At 61.1% G+C, this 20,047-nt stretch carries 12 protein-coding genes; 4 read left to right on the top strand and 8 right to left on the bottom strand.

The features are described from left to right. The first annotated feature begins 337 nt into the window (after positions 1–337). Positions 338–1,747: an asparagine--tRNA ligase gene (gene asnS / locus FYK55_RS04895; RefSeq protein WP_150075235.1), complete on the top strand. Its 1,410-nt coding sequence runs from the start codon at positions 338–340 to the stop codon at positions 1,745–1,747. Positions 1,748–1,848: 101 nt separating this feature from the next. Here asnS and FYK55_RS04890 read toward each other — a convergent pair whose 3' ends face one another. Continuing rightward, positions 1,849–2,979: an acyl-CoA dehydrogenase family protein gene (locus FYK55_RS04890; protein ID WP_150075234.1), complete on the bottom strand. Its 1,131-nt coding sequence runs from the start codon at positions 2,977–2,979 to the stop codon at positions 1,849–1,851. A gap of 257 nt (positions 2,980–3,236) precedes the next feature. On the opposite strand from FYK55_RS04890, the gene glgP reads away from it, so the two are divergent. Continuing rightward, positions 3,237–5,444, top strand: coding sequence for an alpha-glucan family phosphorylase (gene glgP / locus FYK55_RS04885; protein WP_150075233.1), 2,208 nt, complete (start codon positions 3,237–3,239; stop codon positions 5,442–5,444). A gap of 546 nt (positions 5,445–5,990) precedes the next feature. Here glgP and FYK55_RS04880 read toward each other — a convergent pair. The 4 genes from FYK55_RS04880 to FYK55_RS04865 all read right to left on the bottom strand — a co-directional run bounded on the left by FYK55_RS04880 (position 5,991) and on the right by FYK55_RS04865 (position 9,206). Continuing rightward, positions 5,991–6,854 carry a DUF6923 family protein gene (locus FYK55_RS04880; RefSeq protein WP_150075232.1) on the bottom strand — a complete coding sequence of 288 codons (864 nt, stop codon included), beginning with the start codon at positions 6,852–6,854 and terminating at the stop codon, positions 5,991–5,993. Between the two features lie 428 nt (positions 6,855–7,282). After that, positions 7,283–7,870, bottom strand: a complete 588-nt coding sequence (locus FYK55_RS04875) for a hypothetical protein (RefSeq protein ID WP_150075231.1) — start codon at positions 7,868–7,870, stop codon at positions 7,283–7,285. 203 nt (positions 7,871–8,073) lie between these two features. Further along, on the bottom strand, positions 8,074–8,634 hold the full coding sequence (locus tag FYK55_RS04870) for a macro domain-containing protein (RefSeq protein ID WP_150075230.1): 561 nt from the start codon (positions 8,632–8,634) through the stop codon (positions 8,074–8,076). Beyond that, positions 8,631–9,206, bottom strand: a complete 576-nt coding sequence (locus FYK55_RS04865) for a hypothetical protein (RefSeq protein WP_150075229.1) — start codon at positions 9,204–9,206, stop codon at positions 8,631–8,633. Before FYK55_RS04865 ends, FYK55_RS04870 begins: the two co-directional genes overlap by 4 nt. Positions 9,207–9,416: 210 nt before the next feature. Here FYK55_RS04865 and FYK55_RS04860 point away from each other — a divergent pair, with 210 nt between their 5' ends. Together FYK55_RS04860 and FYK55_RS04855 are read left to right on the top strand one after the other, a co-directional pair. Further along, on the top strand, positions 9,417–11,069 hold the full coding sequence (locus tag FYK55_RS04860; RefSeq protein ID WP_150075228.1) for an alpha-amylase family glycosyl hydrolase: 1,653 nt from the start codon (positions 9,417–9,419) through the stop codon (positions 11,067–11,069). Next, positions 11,066–12,196 carry a glycerate kinase gene (locus FYK55_RS04855; RefSeq protein ID WP_150075227.1) on the top strand — a complete coding sequence of 377 codons (1,131 nt, stop codon included), beginning with the start codon at positions 11,066–11,068 and terminating at the stop codon, positions 12,194–12,196. The genes FYK55_RS04860 and FYK55_RS04855 overlap by 4 nt, the downstream gene beginning before the upstream one ends. An 11-nt stretch (positions 12,197–12,207) precedes the next feature. Here the strand turns inward: FYK55_RS04855 and bshB1 are convergent, their stop codons facing one another. Genes bshB1 through FYK55_RS04840 form a run of 3 tightly spaced genes read right to left on the bottom strand, consistent with a single transcriptional unit; the run spans position 12,208 to position 20,032 of the window. Continuing rightward, positions 12,208–12,945: a bacillithiol biosynthesis deacetylase BshB1 gene (gene bshB1 / locus FYK55_RS04850; RefSeq protein ID WP_150075226.1), complete on the bottom strand. Its 738-nt coding sequence runs from the start codon at positions 12,943–12,945 to the stop codon at positions 12,208–12,210. Continuing rightward, positions 12,942–14,132, bottom strand: coding sequence for a prenyltransferase/squalene oxidase repeat-containing protein (locus FYK55_RS04845; protein ID WP_235908423.1), 1,191 nt, complete (start codon positions 14,130–14,132; stop codon positions 12,942–12,944). Before FYK55_RS04845 ends, bshB1 begins: the two co-directional genes overlap by 4 nt. Beyond that, positions 14,129–20,032: a hypothetical protein gene (locus FYK55_RS04840; RefSeq protein WP_150075225.1), complete on the bottom strand. Its 5,904-nt coding sequence runs from the start codon at positions 20,030–20,032 to the stop codon at positions 14,129–14,131. Before FYK55_RS04840 ends, FYK55_RS04845 begins: the two co-directional genes overlap by 4 nt. Positions 20,033–20,047 lie beyond the last annotated feature (15 nt).

Below are 20,047 nucleotides of genomic sequence, written 5' to 3'. Positions count from 1 at the left end.
CAGCGCGAACGCTCGACAACCGTTTGCGCCGAGTCAGGAAAGGACGGGCCTTCGGGATTCACCCTCCCTCCGGGAGGGTCAAAGGCGAGGCACGAGCCTTTGGGGAGGGCGTCTTCAATAATGAGATGCAATCGATCAGGTCCGCCGTGCCCCTCCCCGCGTTGTCGCGGGGCTCCTCCGCGACCCTCCCGGAGGGAGGGTGATTTAAACTGCACGACCTCGTACAGCGATCGACTCGCGATTGCGTCGATCCCGGTTGGCCGATACGGTCGATCCGGCGCGAGGGAGACTTGCGCGATGCCTTTGAAATCGAGCCCTACGACGGCAGGATGACAACATGAGTGAGTGGATATCGGTCAAGCAGGCACGTCTGGCAAATTCGACCGAGCGTTCAGGCGCGGCCGCGTCCGTCGAAGTTCGGGGCTGGGTCCGCACTCGACGTGATAGCAAAGGCGGGTTCAGCTTTCTGGAGATCAACGACGGGTCCTCGTTGGGGAATCTGCAGGTCGTTGCTCCTGGCGAACTGGACAACTATGCCAGTGAAGTACAAAAACTGACCGCCGGTTGCAGTGTCGTGATCACCGGGACGTTGCAGGAGTCGCCCGCCAAGGGTCAGGCGACGGAACTGCATGCCGACGCTGTGCGGGTCCTGGGGTGGGCGGATCCCGAAACCTATCCGCTGCAGAAAAAACGGCATTCCTTCGAGAAGCTCCGCGAGTGGGCGCACCTCCGGACGCGGACCAACACGCTGGGTGCGGTGATGCGGGTGCGCGACCAGATCAGCCAATCGATTCACCAATTCTTCCATCAGCATGGATTCTTCTACGTTCACACGCCCATCGTGACGGCCAGCGATTGCGAGGGCGCCGGCGAGATGTTTCGCGTCACCACACTGGATCTGGAGCGACTGGCCAAGTCCGGCGGTCCGGTGGACTACTCACAAGACTTTTTCGACAAGCCGACCTTTCTGACCGTCAGCGGACAGCTGGAGGCGGAAACCTACGCGACCTCGTTGGGACGCGTTTACACGTTCGGCCCGACGTTCCGCGCCGAGAACAGTAACACCAGCCGGCACCTGGCGGAGTTCTGGATGGTCGAGCCGGAAGCCGCGTTCTTCGATCTGGCTGACAACATGAAGCTCGCCGAAGACTTTTTGAAACGCGTCTTTTCGGACGTGTTGCAGAAGTGCGGCGAGGACATGGAGTTCTTTGATCAACGGATCGAAAAAGGAAAGATTGCCCAAGTCGAAAGCGTGATCGAAAAGCCGTTCCAACACATGACCTACACGCGGGCGATTGAAGTGTTGGAGTCCTGCGGTGAATCCTTCGATTTTCCGATCCGTTGGGGCAGCGACCTGCAGGCAGAACATGAACGCTATCTGACCGAAACGCACGTCGGGGGGCCGCTGATCCTGACCGACTATCCGGCGAGCATCAAACCGTTCTACATGCGTCTGAGCGACGATCAGAAAACCGTTGCCGCGATGGACGTGCTGGTCCCCGGAGTGGGAGAAATCATCGGCGGTAGTCAACGTGAAGAACGGCTGGAGGTGCTGCAGACGCGGATGGCGGCCCAGTCGCTGGACCCCCAGGAATACTGGTGGTACATCGACCTGCGACGCTTTGGGACGGTTCCCCACAGCGGGTTCGGATTGGGATTGGAACGAGCGGTCCAATACGTCACCGGGATGGCCAATATCCGCGACGTCGTGCCGTTTCCCAGGACGCCGGGCAGCGCGGAGTTTTGATCGGCCGGTGCGAGGTCTTCGTTGTCGAAAAGCCGGGGCGAGGGTTGCTCAACCCTCTAGCCGAATCGGCAACGTCGGCAGTGGTTTGTTGATCGTTGGCGTCAGGCCAAGCCGGCCATGTCACACAGGTGTGCTTCGGCCACCGGTTGGGGGCAGCTCCATACCAGAAAAAAGAACGACTGCTGGCACCAACGTGCAACGGGATGATCGACCTTCAGACCGGCACCTTTGGCGGCCGTCATGGCCGCGCTGGTCGTGCGTTGGACCAGCCGGTTGGCGGTGCTGCGGATTGTCGCCACGTCCACCGTCGATTCCCCGTCCGCGGCGGCCATCAATTGCTCGTGCAGGCTCTGGTGCTCGCGGTCGAACTGATTGACGATCGCGACCAGGTTGGCCCGTTGCTGGGATTGCTCGCGCAGGTAGTTCAAGGAAGCTTGTGACAGTCCCAACGCCAAAGCCGAAGTTTGGATTCCCCCGGTTCCCCCCGATTTGGCCTGCGGTTGGCCGCCGCCGGAAAGAACGTCGGCGCGCGGTCCGGACAGAATGTGGCTGTCGGGGACAAACACGTCGGCCAGTTCCACCGCGTCGGTGCAGCTGGCCGACATTGCGATCATCTCGGTCCCGGGGCCGGACGTGACGCCGAGCGTGTTGGGGGACAGCAACGCCAGGAGTTCGGTTTGATCCGCTGCCACCACGGCGCCGATGACCACCTGGTCGATGTGTGCCGCGCCGGTGACCCATGGAACCGTTCCGCTCAGTTGGAAACCGCCGCTGACGCGCATTGCGGTGACCGCGGGGTGTCCCAGGTGCCGACGGCTGGTGGTCAAGTGGCTGATGCCGACCGAACCAAAGCGATTCCCAGCCAACAAGTCCATCAACACGGGCTCGGCGTCCGTCCGCGAATCGGTAGTGGCGTTGCGGATGGCGTCCGAACGCAACAGGTGTTTGATCGCGCCCAGATGTTGGGTGATCACAAAGGTCGTCAACAGATCGCTTTCGGCCAGACGAACCAGGCATTCGACTTGCTGCGATGGTGACCAGACGCGCGATCCGAAGGGTCGCCGAAATCGTTCTGGAGAGGCGTTGGAGAGACTGAGGCCGGCGAACAGCCCGGCCTCGCCACAGAGCGTCAGGGACTCCTCCGGCCAGTCACTGGTCCCACGCCAGCGGGCAGCGCGGTCGCGCATGCCGATGCAGGTCGGTTCGAGAGCGTCTTCGAATGCGTGATCCATGGGAAGACCGCGAAATTGCGTCAAAGTGGTGTGCTGGGCAAAATATGGGAAGTCTTGTGTTTCTTGAGGGCGGGCCAAGTGGGCCCGAAACTAGTGCCCATTGGCAGGACGTTAGAGGCAATCTTTGCAGGTTTGACGCTCCGTGACGTTTTGTTTGCTTGATTCTGTGGCGAAAGTTGTCGAAAACATGGCGGTGCACACGGCGGTGTGCAGTGTTTTGCCATCGTCCTAATCGAAAAAGGCTTGATCCTTCAGTTATGAGTCAACTTCATACCCCGCCGGTCGAACTGGACTTGCCCCCATCACGTTCCGGCAGCGACTTGCAGCATGCCGACGATATCTATGGAAAACTTTGGGCGCTGGCCAACAATCTTTGGTGGAGCTGGCAACCCGAGTGTGACCAGCTGTTCCGCGACATCGATCCGATCCGCTGGCGACAGCTGGGCCACAATCCGATCGCGCTGCTTCGTGAGATGACTCCGGAGCGTCTGGCAGATCGTGCCGGCGAGTTGGTGTTGCACAGTCGGATCAACTACGCCTACCGGCGGTTGCAAGAGTACCTGACCTCGACGCAGACCTGGGCGGCGACCAACTCAGGAGTTTTGGGTGCCAAGCCGGTTGCTTATTTTTCGGCCGAGTTCGGGATCCATGAATCGGTTCCGATTTACAGCGGCGGTTTGGGCGTGTTGGCTGGTGACCACATCAAAAGTGCCTCGGGGTTGGGCGTGCCGTTGGTGGGTGTCGGGCTGTACTACAGCCAAGGTTACTTCCGTCAGTATTTGGACGACGACGGATACCAAGGCGAAGACTACCTGGAAACCAAGATCGAGAACCTGCCGATGCAGGACGCTTTGGACGCGGATGGGAATCCGCTGACCGTCTCGATTGATACCCGAACCGGCGAACTGCTGGCCAAGGTATGGTTGATGAAGGTCGGGCGCGTCCGGCTGTACCTGCTGGACTGCAACATCGACGGCAACAAGCCGGAAGATCGCGAGTTGACCAGCCGCTTGTACGGTGGAGACGAACGAACTCGGATCCGCCAGGAACTGGTGCTGGGCGTTGGCGGTGTGAAGGCACTGGCCGCGCTGGGGATCGATCCCGGCGTGTACCACTTGAACGAAGGCCACTCGGCGTTCGGCGCTTTGCAGGTCGTCAAGCAGTTGATGGAAAACGACGGCATGACGTTTGATGACGCCGTTCAGCAAGCGGCCCGGGCGACCTGTTTCACCACGCACACGCCGGTGCCCGCCGGCCACGACCGGTTTCCGCCGGAACTGGTCGAGGAACACCTGGGGCCGCTGCGGGATTCCTTGGGGATCAGCGAAGAAGAACTGATGGCGCTTGGTCGCGTCGATCCGGATGACGTCGAAGAGACGTTTTGCATGACGGTGATCGGGTTCAAAATGAGCCGTTGTGCCAATGCCGTCAGCAACCTGCATGGCATCGTTTCGCGGCGCATGTGGCATTCAATGTGGCCCGACCGTCCCACCAACGAGGTGCCGATCGGTCACATCACCAACGGCGTTCACGTGTTCAGCTGGTTGGCAGTGCAGATGCAAAAACTGTACGACAAGCACTTCGAAACCGACTGGAAACAACGGATCCAGGAACCGGAAGCCTGGCAGTCGATTCACGCCGTCGATCCCGGCGAGTTGTGGGAAACTCACAACGCGTTGAAAAACCACCTGCTGTCGTTTGTGCGACGCCGTATCAGCCGACAGTGCCGCCGGCGCGGCGAAGACGACGCGGTCGTTGAAGCGGCACGTCGGATGCTGGATCCCCGGATCCTGACGATTGGATTTGGACGCCGATTCGCCACCTACAAACGCGCCAATTTGTTGTTCGGTGACTTGGACCGAATCGCCGAGATCGTCAGCAACGCGGACCGTCCGGTCCAACTGATCTATGCGGGAAAGGCGCACCCCAAGGACGAGCCCGGGAAACGCTTCATCCGCGAGATCGCCAACATGCGCCACGATCCGCGCTTCGCAGGTCGGGTCGCTTTCATCGAAGATTACGACATCAATGTGTGCCGGCACCTGATCCAAGGCGTCGACGTGTGGTTGAACAATCCCCGACGTCCTTTGGAAGCCAGTGGAACCAGCGGCCAGAAAGTCGTTCTGAACGGCGGTCTGAACTGCAGCATTCTGGATGGCTGGTGGGGCGAGGCCTACAACGGGGTCAACGGGTTTGCCATCGGGCACGGACGGTCGCACGTCAGCGACGAGATCACCGACCGACGCGACGCCGAGGCGTTGTACGACACGCTGGAGAATGAAGTGATTCCCTGTTTCTACGACCGGGATCTGGACGGCCTGCCAAAAGATTGGATCAAGCGCATGATGCACTCCATCAGCACGCTCGCCTGGCGGTTCAGCAGCCATCGCATGGTTGCCGATTACACCAGCAAGTCGTACGTGTGGGCCGCCGGCGGTGTGACCTGCGACATGCGTTACCGCTAAGATCCGTCACGGAATCCTCTGCCGATCTGGCGGTTCGCACGCTCTGGCGAGCGTGACTACGGTGAGGTAGCTACCGTCGCCAGACGGTGGCGGCCCTCGTTCCCAGGCTCCCGCCTGGGAACGCACTGCTTGCCGGCTCCGCCGGCCGTCCCGATCGATGAGTCGCCGGCAGTTCGCACGCTCTGGCGAGCGTGCCTACGGATTCCTCCCTCGTTCCCAGGCTCCAGCCTGGGAACGCACTGCTCGCCGGCTCCGCCGGCCGTCCGATTGAAACGTCTCCGGCGGTTCCCACGCTCTGGCGAGCGTGACTACGGATTCCGCCCTCGTTCCCAGGCTCCAGCCTGGGAACGCACTGCTTGCCGGCTCCGCCGGCCGTCCCGGCTTGAAACGTCTCCGCAGCAGTTCGCACGCTCTGGCGAGCGTGCCTACGGATTCCTCCCTCGCTCCCAGGCTCCCGCCTGTGAACGCACTGCTTGCCGGCTCCGCCGGCCGTCCCGATCGATGCGTCGCCGGCAGTTCGAACGCTCTTGCGACTGCGGCGATGGGTTAGCGACGTGTCGACGTCCGATGTTCACGGCGTCGAAGTCGCAATGCACCGCATGCCGAAATCACTGCCAGGGCAATCAGTCCGCTGGGTTCGGGAATCGCCACCGGCGCGGTGAGTCCCGTGAAGAATCGGCCGCTTCCCCCGACGTTGCCGACCAACTGTTGGGCACCCGTTTCGGTATTGAACGAGTAGAGATTCCCGCTGCCAACAACCAGGTACCCTTGATCATCACTGAAGTTGGTCATGCCTCCGATCGTCCCAACCGCCTCATCGATGCTGGCCAACGTCGTGATGTTTCCGGTCGTGACATCGATCTGGACGATTGAATCGCTGTTATCGTCCAGCCCCAGCAAGCCGGATCCATTCCACGCCAGACCATTGATGTCGCGATCCCCCGGCAAGGATGCCAAGGTGGTCGCGGCGCCGGTCGTGGGATTGATCTCCAGCAGATACTCCTCGGCGTCGATCTCCGTGTAGGCGCCATAAAGTGTCCCGTCGGGGGCGAACTGCAGGCCGCCTTCGATCGTGTTTCCCAGCCCCGTGGTGCCGATCGGGGTAGCAGAGCCATCGTCCAAGCTGACGACGTAGAGCGATGTGGGGGAATCAATGCTCGCGCTAAGTGCCAGCAGGCGTCCGTTGATCGGGTCCCATTCCAGGCCACCCACAATTCCTTCGTAGGTCCCCGTTCCGATCAGCGAAACGGAAGCGTCGACGGTTGAAATCGAATACAGGTCGCCGTCGAACGTGATTCCGACCAGTTCTTGTGCTCTGGCCGAGACAGGAAACAACAGCAGCAGAGATACGGCGGCAAGCCCAAGTCGGCGGCGAATGCTTGCTGGACACTGACGTCTTCGAGACACCATGGGCGTCCCCCCTCGATCGATTGAATTGCAGGTATTGTCCGTCCGCCTGACAGTTCATCCGGGCGACAATCTACCCTGCGGGGGGTGGCTGGTCCAGTCTTTGGAGCGTTTTTCTGATGTTTGCCAGTTGGCCGTTCGCACGCTCTGGCGAGCGTGCCTACGGATTCCGTCCTCGTTCCCAGGCTCCGGCCTGGGAACGCGCTGCAATGCCGGCTCTGCCAGCCGTCCCGATTGAAACGTCGCCGGCAGTTCGCACGCTCTGGCGAGCGTGCCTACAGATTCCGTCCTCGTTCCCAGGCTCCGGCCTGGGAACGCGCTGCAATGCCGGCTCTGCCGGCCGTCCCGGCTTGAACGTCTCCGGCGGTTCCCATGCTCTGGCGAGCGTGCCTACGGATTTGGGGTAGCTACCGTCGCCAGACGGTGGCCGTTCAGTCCGAATCGGCGAACAGTCGGTCCAACTGTTCATCGTACGCCAAACGTTCCTGGAAACGCTTGGCCAGCTCGCCGAACTCCGCTTCGCTAAGCAGGTCGTGGATCAGCACCAGATTCCGGTCCTCGGTGGAAAAGCCCATGTAGGGGCTCAGAAAGCAGTTGTTGTTTGCAAGGTAGTCGCCGAACTTCGCCTGCCACCAAGGTTCGATCTCTCTGGCCGACTCGGGGACGGAAACCGGCGACGGCTGGGCCGGCAACGAGGACACCGGCATCCAGGGGCGGCGGGCCGCGGCCAGGTAGTGGTCGCGCAGTCGCGCGTGATGCATCGACTTTTGCCAATACGGCGCCGCCTCGGCCACGGTCTCATGATCCATTCGAATCGGTGCGGGGTGCGCGCCCTCGCTGGCCAAATCAATCGGGCGTTGAATCGCAGCGGCCTGATAGCCGCTGTCCAACGCCGCAAAGTGATGCTCTCCCGCCTGATTCCGAAGGTGCCGGACGCGAAAATAGAACGTGAAGAACAGGACCGCGACGGTCGAGAGGATCAGCAGGGTGCGTGGAGAAAAGCGGCGGTGATTCGTCATGCAAACGTAACGCTGTCGAGAAGAGAAAAGCGGGTCCAAAGTCGTTGATCATCGCGGCCCGCCATTGTAAAGCATGATTCGGGCCGCTGCGGGAAATGTCCATCGGCGGCGAAGCGTTCAAACTTCGCCGGCGGACGGCGGTTTTTTGTTTCGCCCTCTGAAGACTTCGTTCAGGGGGGCCATTTTGCAGCCGAGTGGGGAATTCAAACTGCTGGGCTCCATGAGCGTAGCGCGGTCCGAAAAACATCCAGCTGTGATTCTTGGTACAGAACGAAGCGGATCAGCTTGATGCACGACGGCGACTGGCAATGCGTACAGGCGACGTCGACGGCGATCGAGGCAGCTCGATCGATCGGAAACCGATAGGCACCGGTGGAAATCGCCGGAAACGCCACGGATTCGCACCCGTGTTCAACTGCGGCGGCAAGTGCCGCCTGGTGCACGTCACGCAATTGGCGTTCACATTTTTGAGCGGATGATTCGTTGAAAAACGGTCCAACGGCATGGATCACGTACCGCGCGTCCAGTGCCCCAGCTGGCGTCGTCCGAACGGCTCCGGTGGGACAACGCCGGCCTTCGCGATCGACCGGCAGGGCTCGGCAGGACTCCAATAGTTCGGGGCCCGCGGCGCGATGCAGGGCGCCGTCAACGCCGCCTCCCCCTAGCAACCCGGTGTTGGCCGCGTTGACGATCGCGTCGACCTGTTGGTCAACGATGTTGCCCAAGACCAGTTCAACGGTTCCGTGTTCCAACTGACGATTCATACCGGGTCCGAATGCTCCTGCCGTTGCGGATCGTGCTTGGGAGATCGCTTTGCGAGCGAATACCAGCGATACAGCAGGGGAACGTAAAGCATGGCGGCCAACAGGTGCGCCGGGACACCGACCCACCAAGAGATGGTTTGGAAATCGATCTGCACGAAGTAAAAACCAACCACCCACACGAACCACAACGCCGCACCCGCGATGGCCAGCACGGTCGAACTCTCCAGTGACTGGTACAACACACCGTCCCACGTGGCGATCCTGCAGTGGCCGGCAAAAACGGCTCGAATGCCGTGCGAAATGCGTTCCAGAAAACTCAGCCCGTACTGCCAAATCAGGACCCCTCCAATCACAAATCCTGACAGGTTGACGGCTCGGGAAAGCATCTCGACGGATCGAGGAAGCCCCCCGGCTGAGACGACGTAGGTGTCGAATGCGTAGTAATTCATGAGCGCCGGGGCCAACAGAATCAAAAACGCAAGCCGCAAGGATGCCAAGGCCCGATCGCGTTCGGGACCGACTTCGGTGTCGGCTGAGTCGATCGACGACGGCTGGTAAGGATTGACTTGCATGCGGCGCGGTCGAGGACATTCCGGAAAGCGATACAAGTCCAGACTACCGCCGATGGCCCGGGAAATCGAGATGGCTTCCTTTAGGGCCCAATAAAGGCGTGTATTTTTGTGCCGCGGCGCCCGCCGGCCGCGGTCTGCTTCGCATCCGGTAACTTGGCCGCTCCAATGGGGGATCGCAGGAATCGCGACCGACGCGCCAGCAGGTGATGAATGAACGTCCAAGCCATGATCCGATCGCTGTATCCGCGCGACGTCTCCGCCGTTCAGGAGGGCGTGGACCGGCTGTTAAAGAAGTACGCGATCGATCCCGGCGACGTCGGTCCCCTGTCCCGGCAAGACGCCATCATGATCACCTATGGGGACGCTTTTCAGTCCGACCAGGGATCTCCGTTGGACTGTCTGTGCAGGTTTGCTTGCGAGCAGTTGGGCGACAGCGTCAGCGCGATCCACCTGCTACCCTGTTTCCCCTACACGTCCGATGACGGTTTCAGCGTCCAGGATTACTACGAAATCAATCCAGACCTCGGGGACTGGGATGATGTGCATCGATTGGGGCAGCACTACCAACTGATGTTTGACGCGGTCGTCAATCACATTTCACAACAATCCCGTTGGTTTCAAGCCTTCCTGGCGGGTGATCCCGAGTACCAGGATTTCTTTTTTGTCGCTGACCCCCACGGGGATTACAGCCAAGTGGTCCGTCCGCGGGCGCTCCCGTTGTTGCACCCTTATCAGAAGGGCGACGAAACCGTGTACGTCTGGACGACTTTTTCCGAAGACCAGATCGACCTGAATTTTCATAGCTCCCAGGTGTTTCTGCGGGTCTTGGACGTCTTGCTGTTCTATGTCTCACGCGGTGCCCGGTACATTCGACTCGACGCGATTGCCTTCATCTGGAAACAAATTGGGACGACCTGCATTCATTTGCCGCAGACGCACCGGATCATCCAGCTGTATCGGCAACTGATCGAAACGGTGGCGCCGCACGTCGTGATCATCACCGAGACGAATGTGCCGCACGCGGAGAACGTTTCGTATTTTGGCGACGGCACCAATGAAGCCCACATGGTTTACAACTTCACGTTGCCGCCGCTGCTGATGTACTCGCTGCATCGCCAGGATGTTCAAACGCTGACGCGGTGGGCGGAGCAACTGACGCTACCGGGTGAGCAGGCTTGCTTTTTTAATTTCACCGCCAGCCACGACGGTGTCGGGGTGCGGCCGCTGCAGGGCATCGTTTCCGATCAGGAGATCATGGATCTGGCCAAGATCGCCAGCGATCACGGCGGCTTCGTTTCGATGAAAGACAATGGCGACGGAACAAGATCGCCGTACGAGATCAATTGCAACTACTTGGACTTTGCGACGCATCCGGAAGCGTCCGACGAACTTCGCGTGCAGCGATTTTTGCTGACGCAGTCGGTGATGTTGTGCATGCCGGGAGTCCCGGGGATTTACTACCATTCGCTGGTCGGTTCACAAAACGACCGTCAAGCCGCGTTGGAATCCGGGATCAATCGGCGCATCAATCGGCAGAAGCTGCGGTATGAGCCGTTGGCGGAGCAGTTGGCAGATCCCGCAACCATCCGGCACGCCGTATTCACGCGATACAAACAGATGTTGCAAACGCGACGCCAGCAGCCGGCATTCGATCCCTGGAGCGGGTCAGAGTTCCGCCATGACGGACCGGTGTTCGTGATTGAGCGTGGGGCCGGTTCACAGCGTTTGATTGCGGCGCACAACTTTTCGGATGCCGAAGCACGGGTCGGCGGGATCCCGTCCGGGGCAACCGATGTGTTGACCGGGGAAAGTGTGCCGTCCGACCTTGTCTTGCAACCCTTTCAGTTTCGGTGGATCCGATGAAAGTATTGATCATTCCAGACAAGTTCAAAGGATCGTTGTCCGGCAAAGAAGTCACCGAGCAAATCGTTCACGGATTGCATGATTTCGACGACCTGATCGAGACGCACGCAATCAGCGGTTCCGATGGTGGTGACGGCTTTCTGGAGTCAATCGCGCAAACAATCAAGAACGCCAAGTGGATCGATTGCCAGACCACCGATCCGTTGGGCCGCGAGATCCAAGCGTCCTTTCTGTTCGATCCGCAGCGGGAATTCGCGTACGTGGAAATGGCGCGGGCGTCGGGATTGGAATTGCTGACGACCGAAGAACGCAATCCCCTGCGAACCTCCAGCCTTGGAACCGGGTTGTTGATCCGGCGGGCGATCGATCACGGCGCGCGGTCGGTGTTCGTCGGCTTGGGCGGCAGCGCCACCAACGATGGTGGTGCTGGAATCGCGTCCGCGTTGGGCTACCGATTGCTGGATGCCGACGGCAGCCCGCTGCCTCCCGGCGGCGGCCATCTGACCCACTTGGAACGGATCGAACGCTCACCGATCGAGCCGCTGCTGCGGCAGGTCCGCTTTTTTGCGATCAACGACGTCTGCAACCCGTTGCTGGGGCCCGAAGGGGCCGCGCAGGTTTACGCACCGCAGAAAGGCGCCGACCCGGAGATGGTCCGGCAGCTGGAGGCCGGGCTGGATTGTTTGCAGCGTGTCGTCCGGCGTGACCTGGATGTGGAGGTGGCGTCGGTCCCAGGCGCCGGAGCGGCCGGCGGAGCCGGCTATGGATTGAAGGCGTTTCTCAACGCGGAGTTTTTGTCCGGAATCGAATTCGTGCTTTCGCAGTCGGAGATCGAAGCGTTGCTCAATGGCGGCCAGATCGACTACATCGTTACCGGCGAGGGCCGGATCGATGACCAAACGGCCTACGGAAAGCTGGTGCGCGGTGTGGCAAAAGCCGGGGCGTCCTATGGCGTCCCCGTTGTCGCCATCTGTGGACAGTTGGATCTGAAGCAGAAGTCGGTTGAGGATCTGGGGTTGTCCAACGTCCTCCAGATTCATCAGCCGGGAAGTTCGATCGAATACACGATGGAGAACGCGGGCGCCCTGGTGCGACAAGCGGCGGCACAGATCTTGAAACCTTCTTGATCCGACGCAGGTCAGAAGACATCGCGAAGCGAGCTGAGCGCCAGCGGTTCCTTGGTTGCAAAGGGCTCGCCATAGCGCCGCGCAATCAGATTCCCGTAGTGGGCGGCGTCGGTTCGCAGGCGATCGAGCATGGTCGGCGGCTCGCTGGGCCGTCCGGTAACGAACTGGCTTTCATACGCCTGGATGGACTGCATCTTTTGCTCGAACGTGTCGCTGATGTCGACAATCCAGTCCGGTCGGACGGAAAGCCGCAGGTGGATGCAAAAGTAGTAGAACGTGCGCTCGGGGTGAAACCGGTCACCCGGCATGTCGGTTTTGCTGAGCTTGGACCAGAACCGCGCCGCTTCGATCAATTCGGTCGCGACGACGTGATCGGGGTGCGCGTCGTGAAAGTACGGCGCAAACACCCAACGGGGACGCAGCATCCGAAAGTAGCTGGCGATCAGCTTTCGCGATTCCAGCGTGTGTTGGAGCTCGCGATTGGGCAGCCCCGCATTGCCGCGCCAGGTCAGATTCAGGATTTCGCTGGCCCGTCGCGTTTCGGCTCGGCGAATCGATTCGCTGCCATGGGGCGTCGGTTCGCCCGTGGTCAGGTCCAAGACGCCGACCCGCATCCCCTGGCCGATCATTTTGGCGATGGTGCCCCCCATTCCCAGTTCGGCATCGTCCGGATGCGGGGCGACCACCAGAAAGTCCAAGGGTTCGGTCTGGACGATTGATTCGGGACCGTCGGTGTGGATCGTGGTCATCTTTGGTAGATCGGCAGGTAGTGATAGCGAACCGAGAGGGACAACACGGCCAGGGAGGTCGAGTAGACCAGGCCGACGTTGCGCTCTTCGCCACCGGGCGCCATCCACGATCCGTCGCTCCGCTGCCGGGAAAGCAGCAAGTCGGAAACAATTTGTTGCGATTGGTCCGCGTAAGTTCCGCCCATCTGGTGCATGCCTTGGGCGTAGTAGTACAAACCGTAAAACAGGTAACGCTCCGTCGGCGTGGGCTTGTGTCCCAACAACCAATCGGCAGCCGCGGCGACTTCCGGGGCGTCGTATTGTCCACACACCTGCATCGCCAGCAATCCCGCTGCGGTCATCGTGAACGAGGGCCGACTTTGACCGGGGGTGTAGCTGAAGCCGCCTTCGCCGGTGACCTCGTCGCCGGAGCGTCGCCCGGTGAACGAGTTGCGCAGGTAGCCGAGCGCTTCTTCGATGGCTTCGGCCGGCACCTCCATGCCGTCGTTCTTGGCGGAGCGTAGCGCCATCAACTGCCAAATCGTGACGGACAAATCACTATCGCGGGCACCCGGCGAGTACCGCCATCCGCCGTTCAATTTGGGTTCCTTGCGGATCGCTTGGGATGACAGGATCAAAGCGATCGCCTTGTCCAATCGCTCGTGTGTGATGCGGTTCTGCTGGACCGAGGCTCCCATTCCCAGCATCTCCGTCAACATCAGGGTGACGATGCCGTGCCCGTACATCCGCGAACCGTCGTGGGAACCAAAGTACCCGAATTCGTTTTGATGCTTTGGGTCGAGCACGAAATCGAGCGCGGTTTGAAGTGTTTGACCCTGCGGCGTCGATTCGGAGGGTTCGATCCCGATGGATGCGAATGCCATGATCGCCAGCGCCGTCAAGGCAAGTTCGTGTCCGCGGTCGGTGATCGAACCGTTGGTCCGCTGCTGGGCCATCAAGAAGTCAATCGCCCGCTGGCAGGCTCGGTCCAAGTTGTCATCGACGTACAGGTTCTCAACCGATAACGGCTCCTGGCCAATAAGGTTCCCGGATCGAACTCCCAAAGCAGAAGTTGCCAGCAGCGTGCCGAGCAACGTACGCCGGCTGATCCGGGGAGCGAAGTTTGCTGCGTCCGGTGATCGAAACGCCTCCGTGGATCGCGTCCGAGGACACTGCTCGACGCCGGCCGATGGTCGGGACCGAATCATGGCTTGCCCTCCGCGGAACGCTTGGAAAGCGCCTTGAAGTACGCTTGGACTTCCTTGGCATAGCCACGCGGAATCTGCGACCCGCGTCCCTGTGCGGCATCGTCCACGCCCCGCTCGCGGAGCTGGCCCCAGTCGCCGCGACCGGCCTGTCCGTCGATCAAATCCACATCGTCAGAGCCGGCCGGTGGAGAACCCTGTCCCGATTCGCTGGCAGCGGCGGAGCTGGAGGCCTGCGAGCTGGCGGCCTGCTGCCCGGCCTGCGCCTGCTGCAACATTTGCATCCGTTCACGGGCGGCGCGCTGCATTTGGGCATCCAACATCTCGGCCAGCGTGGGCGACGCGTCCAAAGCGGTCGAGTCTTGGGCGCTGCTTTCACTGCCAGCGGCCGCTGATCCCTGGCCGGATGTCGACGGTTGCGAACCGCTTTGGCTTTGCCCCGGCTGCCCCTGCCCTGGTTGACCCTGCCCTGGCTGACCCTGACCGGATTGTCCCGGTGAGGGCTGGCCCTGCGAAGGTTGGCCTTGCGCCCCACTCTGGCCCTGGCCGGGCTGCGACGGAGTCTCGGAATCCCCTGCACCCTGCTGTCCCTGCGCCGCAAGGGAGCGATCCAGTTCGTCCAGGGTTTGTGCCATTTGTCGTGCCCGCGAGGGTGCGGCGTTTGGAGTCTCGCTCGGTTGGCTGCCGGCGCTGACCGTTCCAGACGGCTGGGATCCGGAAGGCTGGGATCCGGAAGGCGATGATTGGGAACCGGATGGTTGGGACGGATTTTGGCCGGGGTCAGCGCTCGGTGCGGACGAGGGAGACGTTTCGGGGGCCGGTCCGGCCAGTTGGTCGATCGCTTCGGCCTGTTCGGCAATCTTGTCGGCGGCTTCCCGCAGCGCGGCGCCGGCCTGGGAAGCGTTGGAGGCTTCCTGTGCAGCCTGGGCCAGTTCCTCTCCGGCGCGTTGAGCCGGTTGCCTGGCTTGCTGCTCCGTTTGTTCCGCAGCTTGGCGTAGTTCTTCGGCCGTTTGCGGCTTCGACAACCGCTGTTCGTGGCGGGAGGCGCGGCTCAAATCTTCCCCGACATCACGGACGTCCGATTCAACTTGATTCTGCTGTCGTGAGAGACGTTCGGCGGAATCGGTGGTGGCACGCAGTTCCGACGCGATCTCCGATCCCGATTGCAACTTCTCCAATTCGTCGGAAAGTCGCCGCATCCGCTCGGCCGCGTCGCGGGCCGACTGTTCGGCCAACTCAGCGGCGGGGTTTGGCTTCTCAAACGGATTGGCTTTGGACTTGTTGATGTTGTTGGCCCGTTCGGTTGCGAGGTCACGTCGCTCTCGGGCCAGATCTTTGGTGCGACGCGCCTGTTGCGAAGACCGCTCGGCTTCATTCCGACGGTCTTGCTGGCGATCGACCTCGCGTTGCAGAGATTCATTGTCCGGGTTGTTCTTCAATTGATCTTGGGCGCGTTGCAGGGAGGCGTCCGCCTGACGTTGGTTTTGTTCGGCCGATTTGATCCGGCGACCGGCATCCGTTTCGGCGGAGCTCCACTGCTTGCGTTGTTGATCCAGCGATTTCAATTCTTCGTTTCGCAACTGATTGGCCATGCCCTGGACGCGGCGTGCCGTCGCCTCGCGTTTGCGCGAATCACCGTGCAAGTCCTGTTCGGTTTTCTTCTTCATTTGATCGGCGATGTCGGTTGCGGTGTCCGCGGCTTGACGCACGGACTGCCGCATCTGATCAATGGCGTTTTGCAGTTCGTCCAGGGTGGCCGAATCCGAATTAGTCTGGTCGGCCTGTTCGATCGCCTGGGTCACTTGCTGCTGTGCCTGTTCGATCTGTTCGCGCAGCTGGGGTTCGTTTGCCCAGCTTGCCGCATGGGATGCGGTTCCCAATGTGCGATCTCTCAGGGTTCGCATGCGGGTCGAAAACTCGCTGAGCATCAGCCGCTGTTGACGTTTCTGCTCGGCAAATCCGTCATCCTCGGATTCCAGCTGTTGTTGTAGCGATTCTTCTTCTTCGGCAGCTTGTCGCAACGTCTTGGCCGCTTCGCGGACCGTGCGTTCAGAGATCTCGCTGAGCGCTTCCTGCATCGGTGGGTTGCGTTTCAATTCCTCTTCCAGCTGCCGCAGCAACTCGCGGGGATTCTGCTTTGCGGCTTCCGCCATGGCCTCGGCGGACTCGTATCGTTGTTCCAACCCGGGATCTTGTTGCAACGCTTGTTCGTCGCGACGCAATTGCTCCCTCGACGTGGTGACGTCCTCTCCGTTCTCGATTTTTTCGAAATGCTCCGCCGTTTGCTCCAACCGCTCGGCCAGTTCGCGAAGCTCTTGTTCGCTGGCTTCGCCGGCCTGATCTCGCTGCTCCGCGGTCGCGGCGGTTTCGCTTCGGGCGAGTTGTTGTTTGGTTTCGCGAACCGCCTGTGCGATCAACTCAGCCGCCGCGTCGGCGTCGCGGGCGATTTCACGTTCTTGCCCGTCGGTGATCTCGGCGGTGTTGGCCCGATCGATCAGCGACTGAATCGTCTCGGTCGCCTTCTCCACCGCCTGATCCTGGGCCTCGCGCATCGAGGCGGTCTGTTCCTGCTGATCGCGTTTCGGTTCCGCGGGCGATTGATCCTCGGCAGGCTGCTCGGAATCGTCGCGGCGGTCCGTGATTTGTTCGGCATTCCGGGCGGCTTCGGCAGCCTGTCGCGCCTGTTCGGATAGCATCAGGATGTAGCGTCGGAGTGTTTGACGGGCCGCTTCTCTTGCCGGCTCCAGCGACTCCAGGCCATCCTGCAGATCTCGGGCGACGGATTCCAGCGGTTTTTCCGCCGAGACCATTTCGTCCAGTTCCCAGCGGCGGGGATCGATGCGGCGAGTTGCGCTTTGGTAGGCTTCGCTGTACCGCGCTTGGTCAACTTGGTTGACTACGTCTTGGAACGCTTGTCCGGCTGGCCGCAGCGATCGAACCGACCATTCGATCGATGGACCGGTCAATGCCAGCCAGCTGGGATGAAACACCTTCCGCAGCGGTGAACGATCGGGTTGACGTTCTCCTTCGGACAGATCAGCCAATGTGGATTGCAGGCTGGACAGGTCGCCGGCAGCCTGCAACACGGCGATGGCATCGGCGATTGCGTTGAAAGCGGCTCCGGCGGATTCGTCTTTGTAATCCCGGTAGCCATCGGAGCTGACATTCTTGACGGCTTTGCGAAACAGGTGTTGATCGGCAGCGTAGTTCAGATCCACCTTTGCTTTGTCCCGATTCAGGTTCTCTTGGCCAGCGGCGCGGACCAGCAGGCGGTTCAGCCTGGCATCCCAAACCGCCTGGCACCACTTGGATTCCAGAGCGGCCTGGACGGCTGCCTGGGTGCTGCGATCCTTCTGTTCGTCGTCGGTGGATTTGCGCAACGCCTCACCGGCTTCCCGCGTCTGCCGTGTCAAATCCGCCAGCGAACCCATTTCCCGTTGCAGGTCACGCCCCCACCGGAGCAGCGATTCATGGACGGACGCGTCGATGACATGTTGCGGTTTGTCGCGGACCTGGTCGTGAAGCGATTCGATCACCGCGAACGCCTGGTCCTTGCTGGGGTTGTCCTCCAGCAAGGTTTCGATCTGAATCGCCCAACGTTGCGACCAACGAAACCAGCTCTCGCCGGTCAAATGTTGCACCGTCCGGTCGCTCAGAATTGGCGTGTAGCGATCGATCATCCGATCGATCTCGGCGAATCGTCCCTGCAGCAAGGTCAGGTGTCGTGGCAGCCGTTGGTCGGGAAAGTCCTCGACCAGGCGATCAACACTGGATCGCAACGCCGACACGTCGGCGTGCAGGGCCGCCGTGAAGGCCAGCGAGAATTGTGCTCGCGCGAACTCCCGCAATCGTTCGCACTGGAACCCGGTGGACTTCGTATCCCGTTGCAACTCCTGTCGGTGACGGTCGAACTGTTTCTTCCAATCCGGGTCTTTGGCCGATTTCAATGTCTGCGCCAAGGCAAGCTGGCCACTGATTCTGGTTTCGACATCCAAAACGGCGCGGCCGAGTCGTTCAGTCAGCCATCCGTTACCCGCGTTTTGCGTTTCCGTTAATGCGTTCTGGATTGAACGCATCAACTCAACCGATTGACGCTGCAATTCGCGCCAGTCTTCCTGGAGCGGTGCGATCTGATCCAGTTGGTTCTGTTCGCACGCGTCCTGCAGGGAATCCGCGACGGTTTGAGCGTCGCTGGCCCATTGAATCAACGCTTCGGCGCGTTGAGCCATCGGTTTCAGAAAATCATTTCGACTTGCGTCGAAGCCGTCGCCGGCCACCAGCAGTTCGATCAGGCGGGATTCGCTTTGGGCGCCAAGACGATCAATCGCGACGACGCGGGTGCGGATCAAATCGCCGTCGGTCAGTTTGACATCGTCCGCAGCATCGGCTTCCGGCCCGTCGCCCCGGCGATCCAGCAAGTCCCATTTCCAATCCAATTCCAACTTTCGGTCCGCATGGTCGGGTGTCACATTGACGGATTGGAATTCGCCGCCGTTGATCTGGAACTGGTGCACGATTCGGTCCAGCGGCAAGTCGTCGACGGCCGTCGCTTGCAATTCCAACACGTCCAGCGAGGACACCAATTGGCTGTCCGGAATCTCGTCGGACCAGCGGATCATGGGTGGTGTGTCCAGGATCGGCGCGATGACATTGCTGGGGCTGAAGGGGTTGTTCAGCCCGCTTTCGACGCTGACCGCATCGACCTGGTATTGGCCGGAGGTTTTCACCGAGATGCGGGCGCGAAAGTGACGTCCCGAATCATCGACCGGCTCCATCTGCATGCGGGTGCCACGCACGCCAAATCGCACGACCGCCGATTCGACCGGTTGGTCAAACGTCACGGTCACGTCGGCGGTGGAGCCTTGCAACGCCTTCAGATCCCCATGCTCGTCGTCCTCGGTGCGGTCCTGCAATTTTGCGTACTCGGGGAAGTGGTACGTCTTTTGGTAACGCGTCACGTGGGGTCGCGGCAATGGCTTCAGCTTGTGCCACAGGGTGATCGCGTCGCCGGCCAAGATCCGGTACTCGACCGGCACGGATCCCACGGACAGATTGGCGGCAAACAGCTGACCGGCGATCTTGGTTTGCGCCGCGTCCTGGTCGTCGGAGTCGGTCGTTGTGGCAGGCAAGTTGTTGTCCATCCGCGGCGTCATCGGCGTGTAGCCGGTGGCACCGTCGACGCTACGCCATTGCAGGCTGGCCTCCTCGGGTGCGGCGCCGCTGATGTCGGCGATCACGCCAACGGCGTCCCGCTCGGCGACATAGCCGGAAGCCGGTGCGGGGACGATGATGCGGACCCGAGTCCGCGACGCGCGTTCAATGGCAACACCCGGCAGAGCGGCTCGGGCGAAACGGCGGCCGAATTGAGCCGACGGAATCAGCATCAGGGCCAGGCACAGCGCTGCCAATGCGCCCCCGCTGAGAAGCCAACGGCGGACCAGCTGCAACGGTAGCAAGTCATCGAAGTCCAATTTCGAGATGCGTCGCGCCACGCGAGTTTGCAAGATCTTGCGAAATGCGGGCGACCCGTTGCTGGATCGCGGGTCGGCTAACTCGACCGCCGAGAACAAGTCTTCACGCAACAGCGGTGCAGCGGACTCCACGTGCCGAGCCAGCGACAGTGGATCCCGCTCTCGTCGCGGTGCGATGCCCGCGCGCCATGCCGAAACGCCGACGGCGACGTAGATGCCGATGCTGAGACACCAGCGCAGCGCGTCCGGAATCAGAAACAGGAAGTCCACCACGGCCAACAGCGTGGTCAGGGTGAAGAACACCAGCAAGGCGACACCGGCGGCGCGCAGCAACAGCAGCGTTCCACGCCGACGGCGAAACGCTTCGAGCGCCTGGCGGGTGATGGGATCCAGGTCGGCGCCGGTGATTGTGTTCTCTGGGACAGTTGCCATGGTGCAAACTCTCTT

The organism is Roseiconus nitratireducens, from assembly GCF_008629675.1.
Lineage (GTDB): Bacteria > Planctomycetota > Planctomycetia > Pirellulales > Pirellulaceae > Stieleria > Stieleria nitratireducens.
Note: the sequence above shows the minus strand (reverse complement) of the source record. Positions and strands in the feature narration are given on the sequence as shown.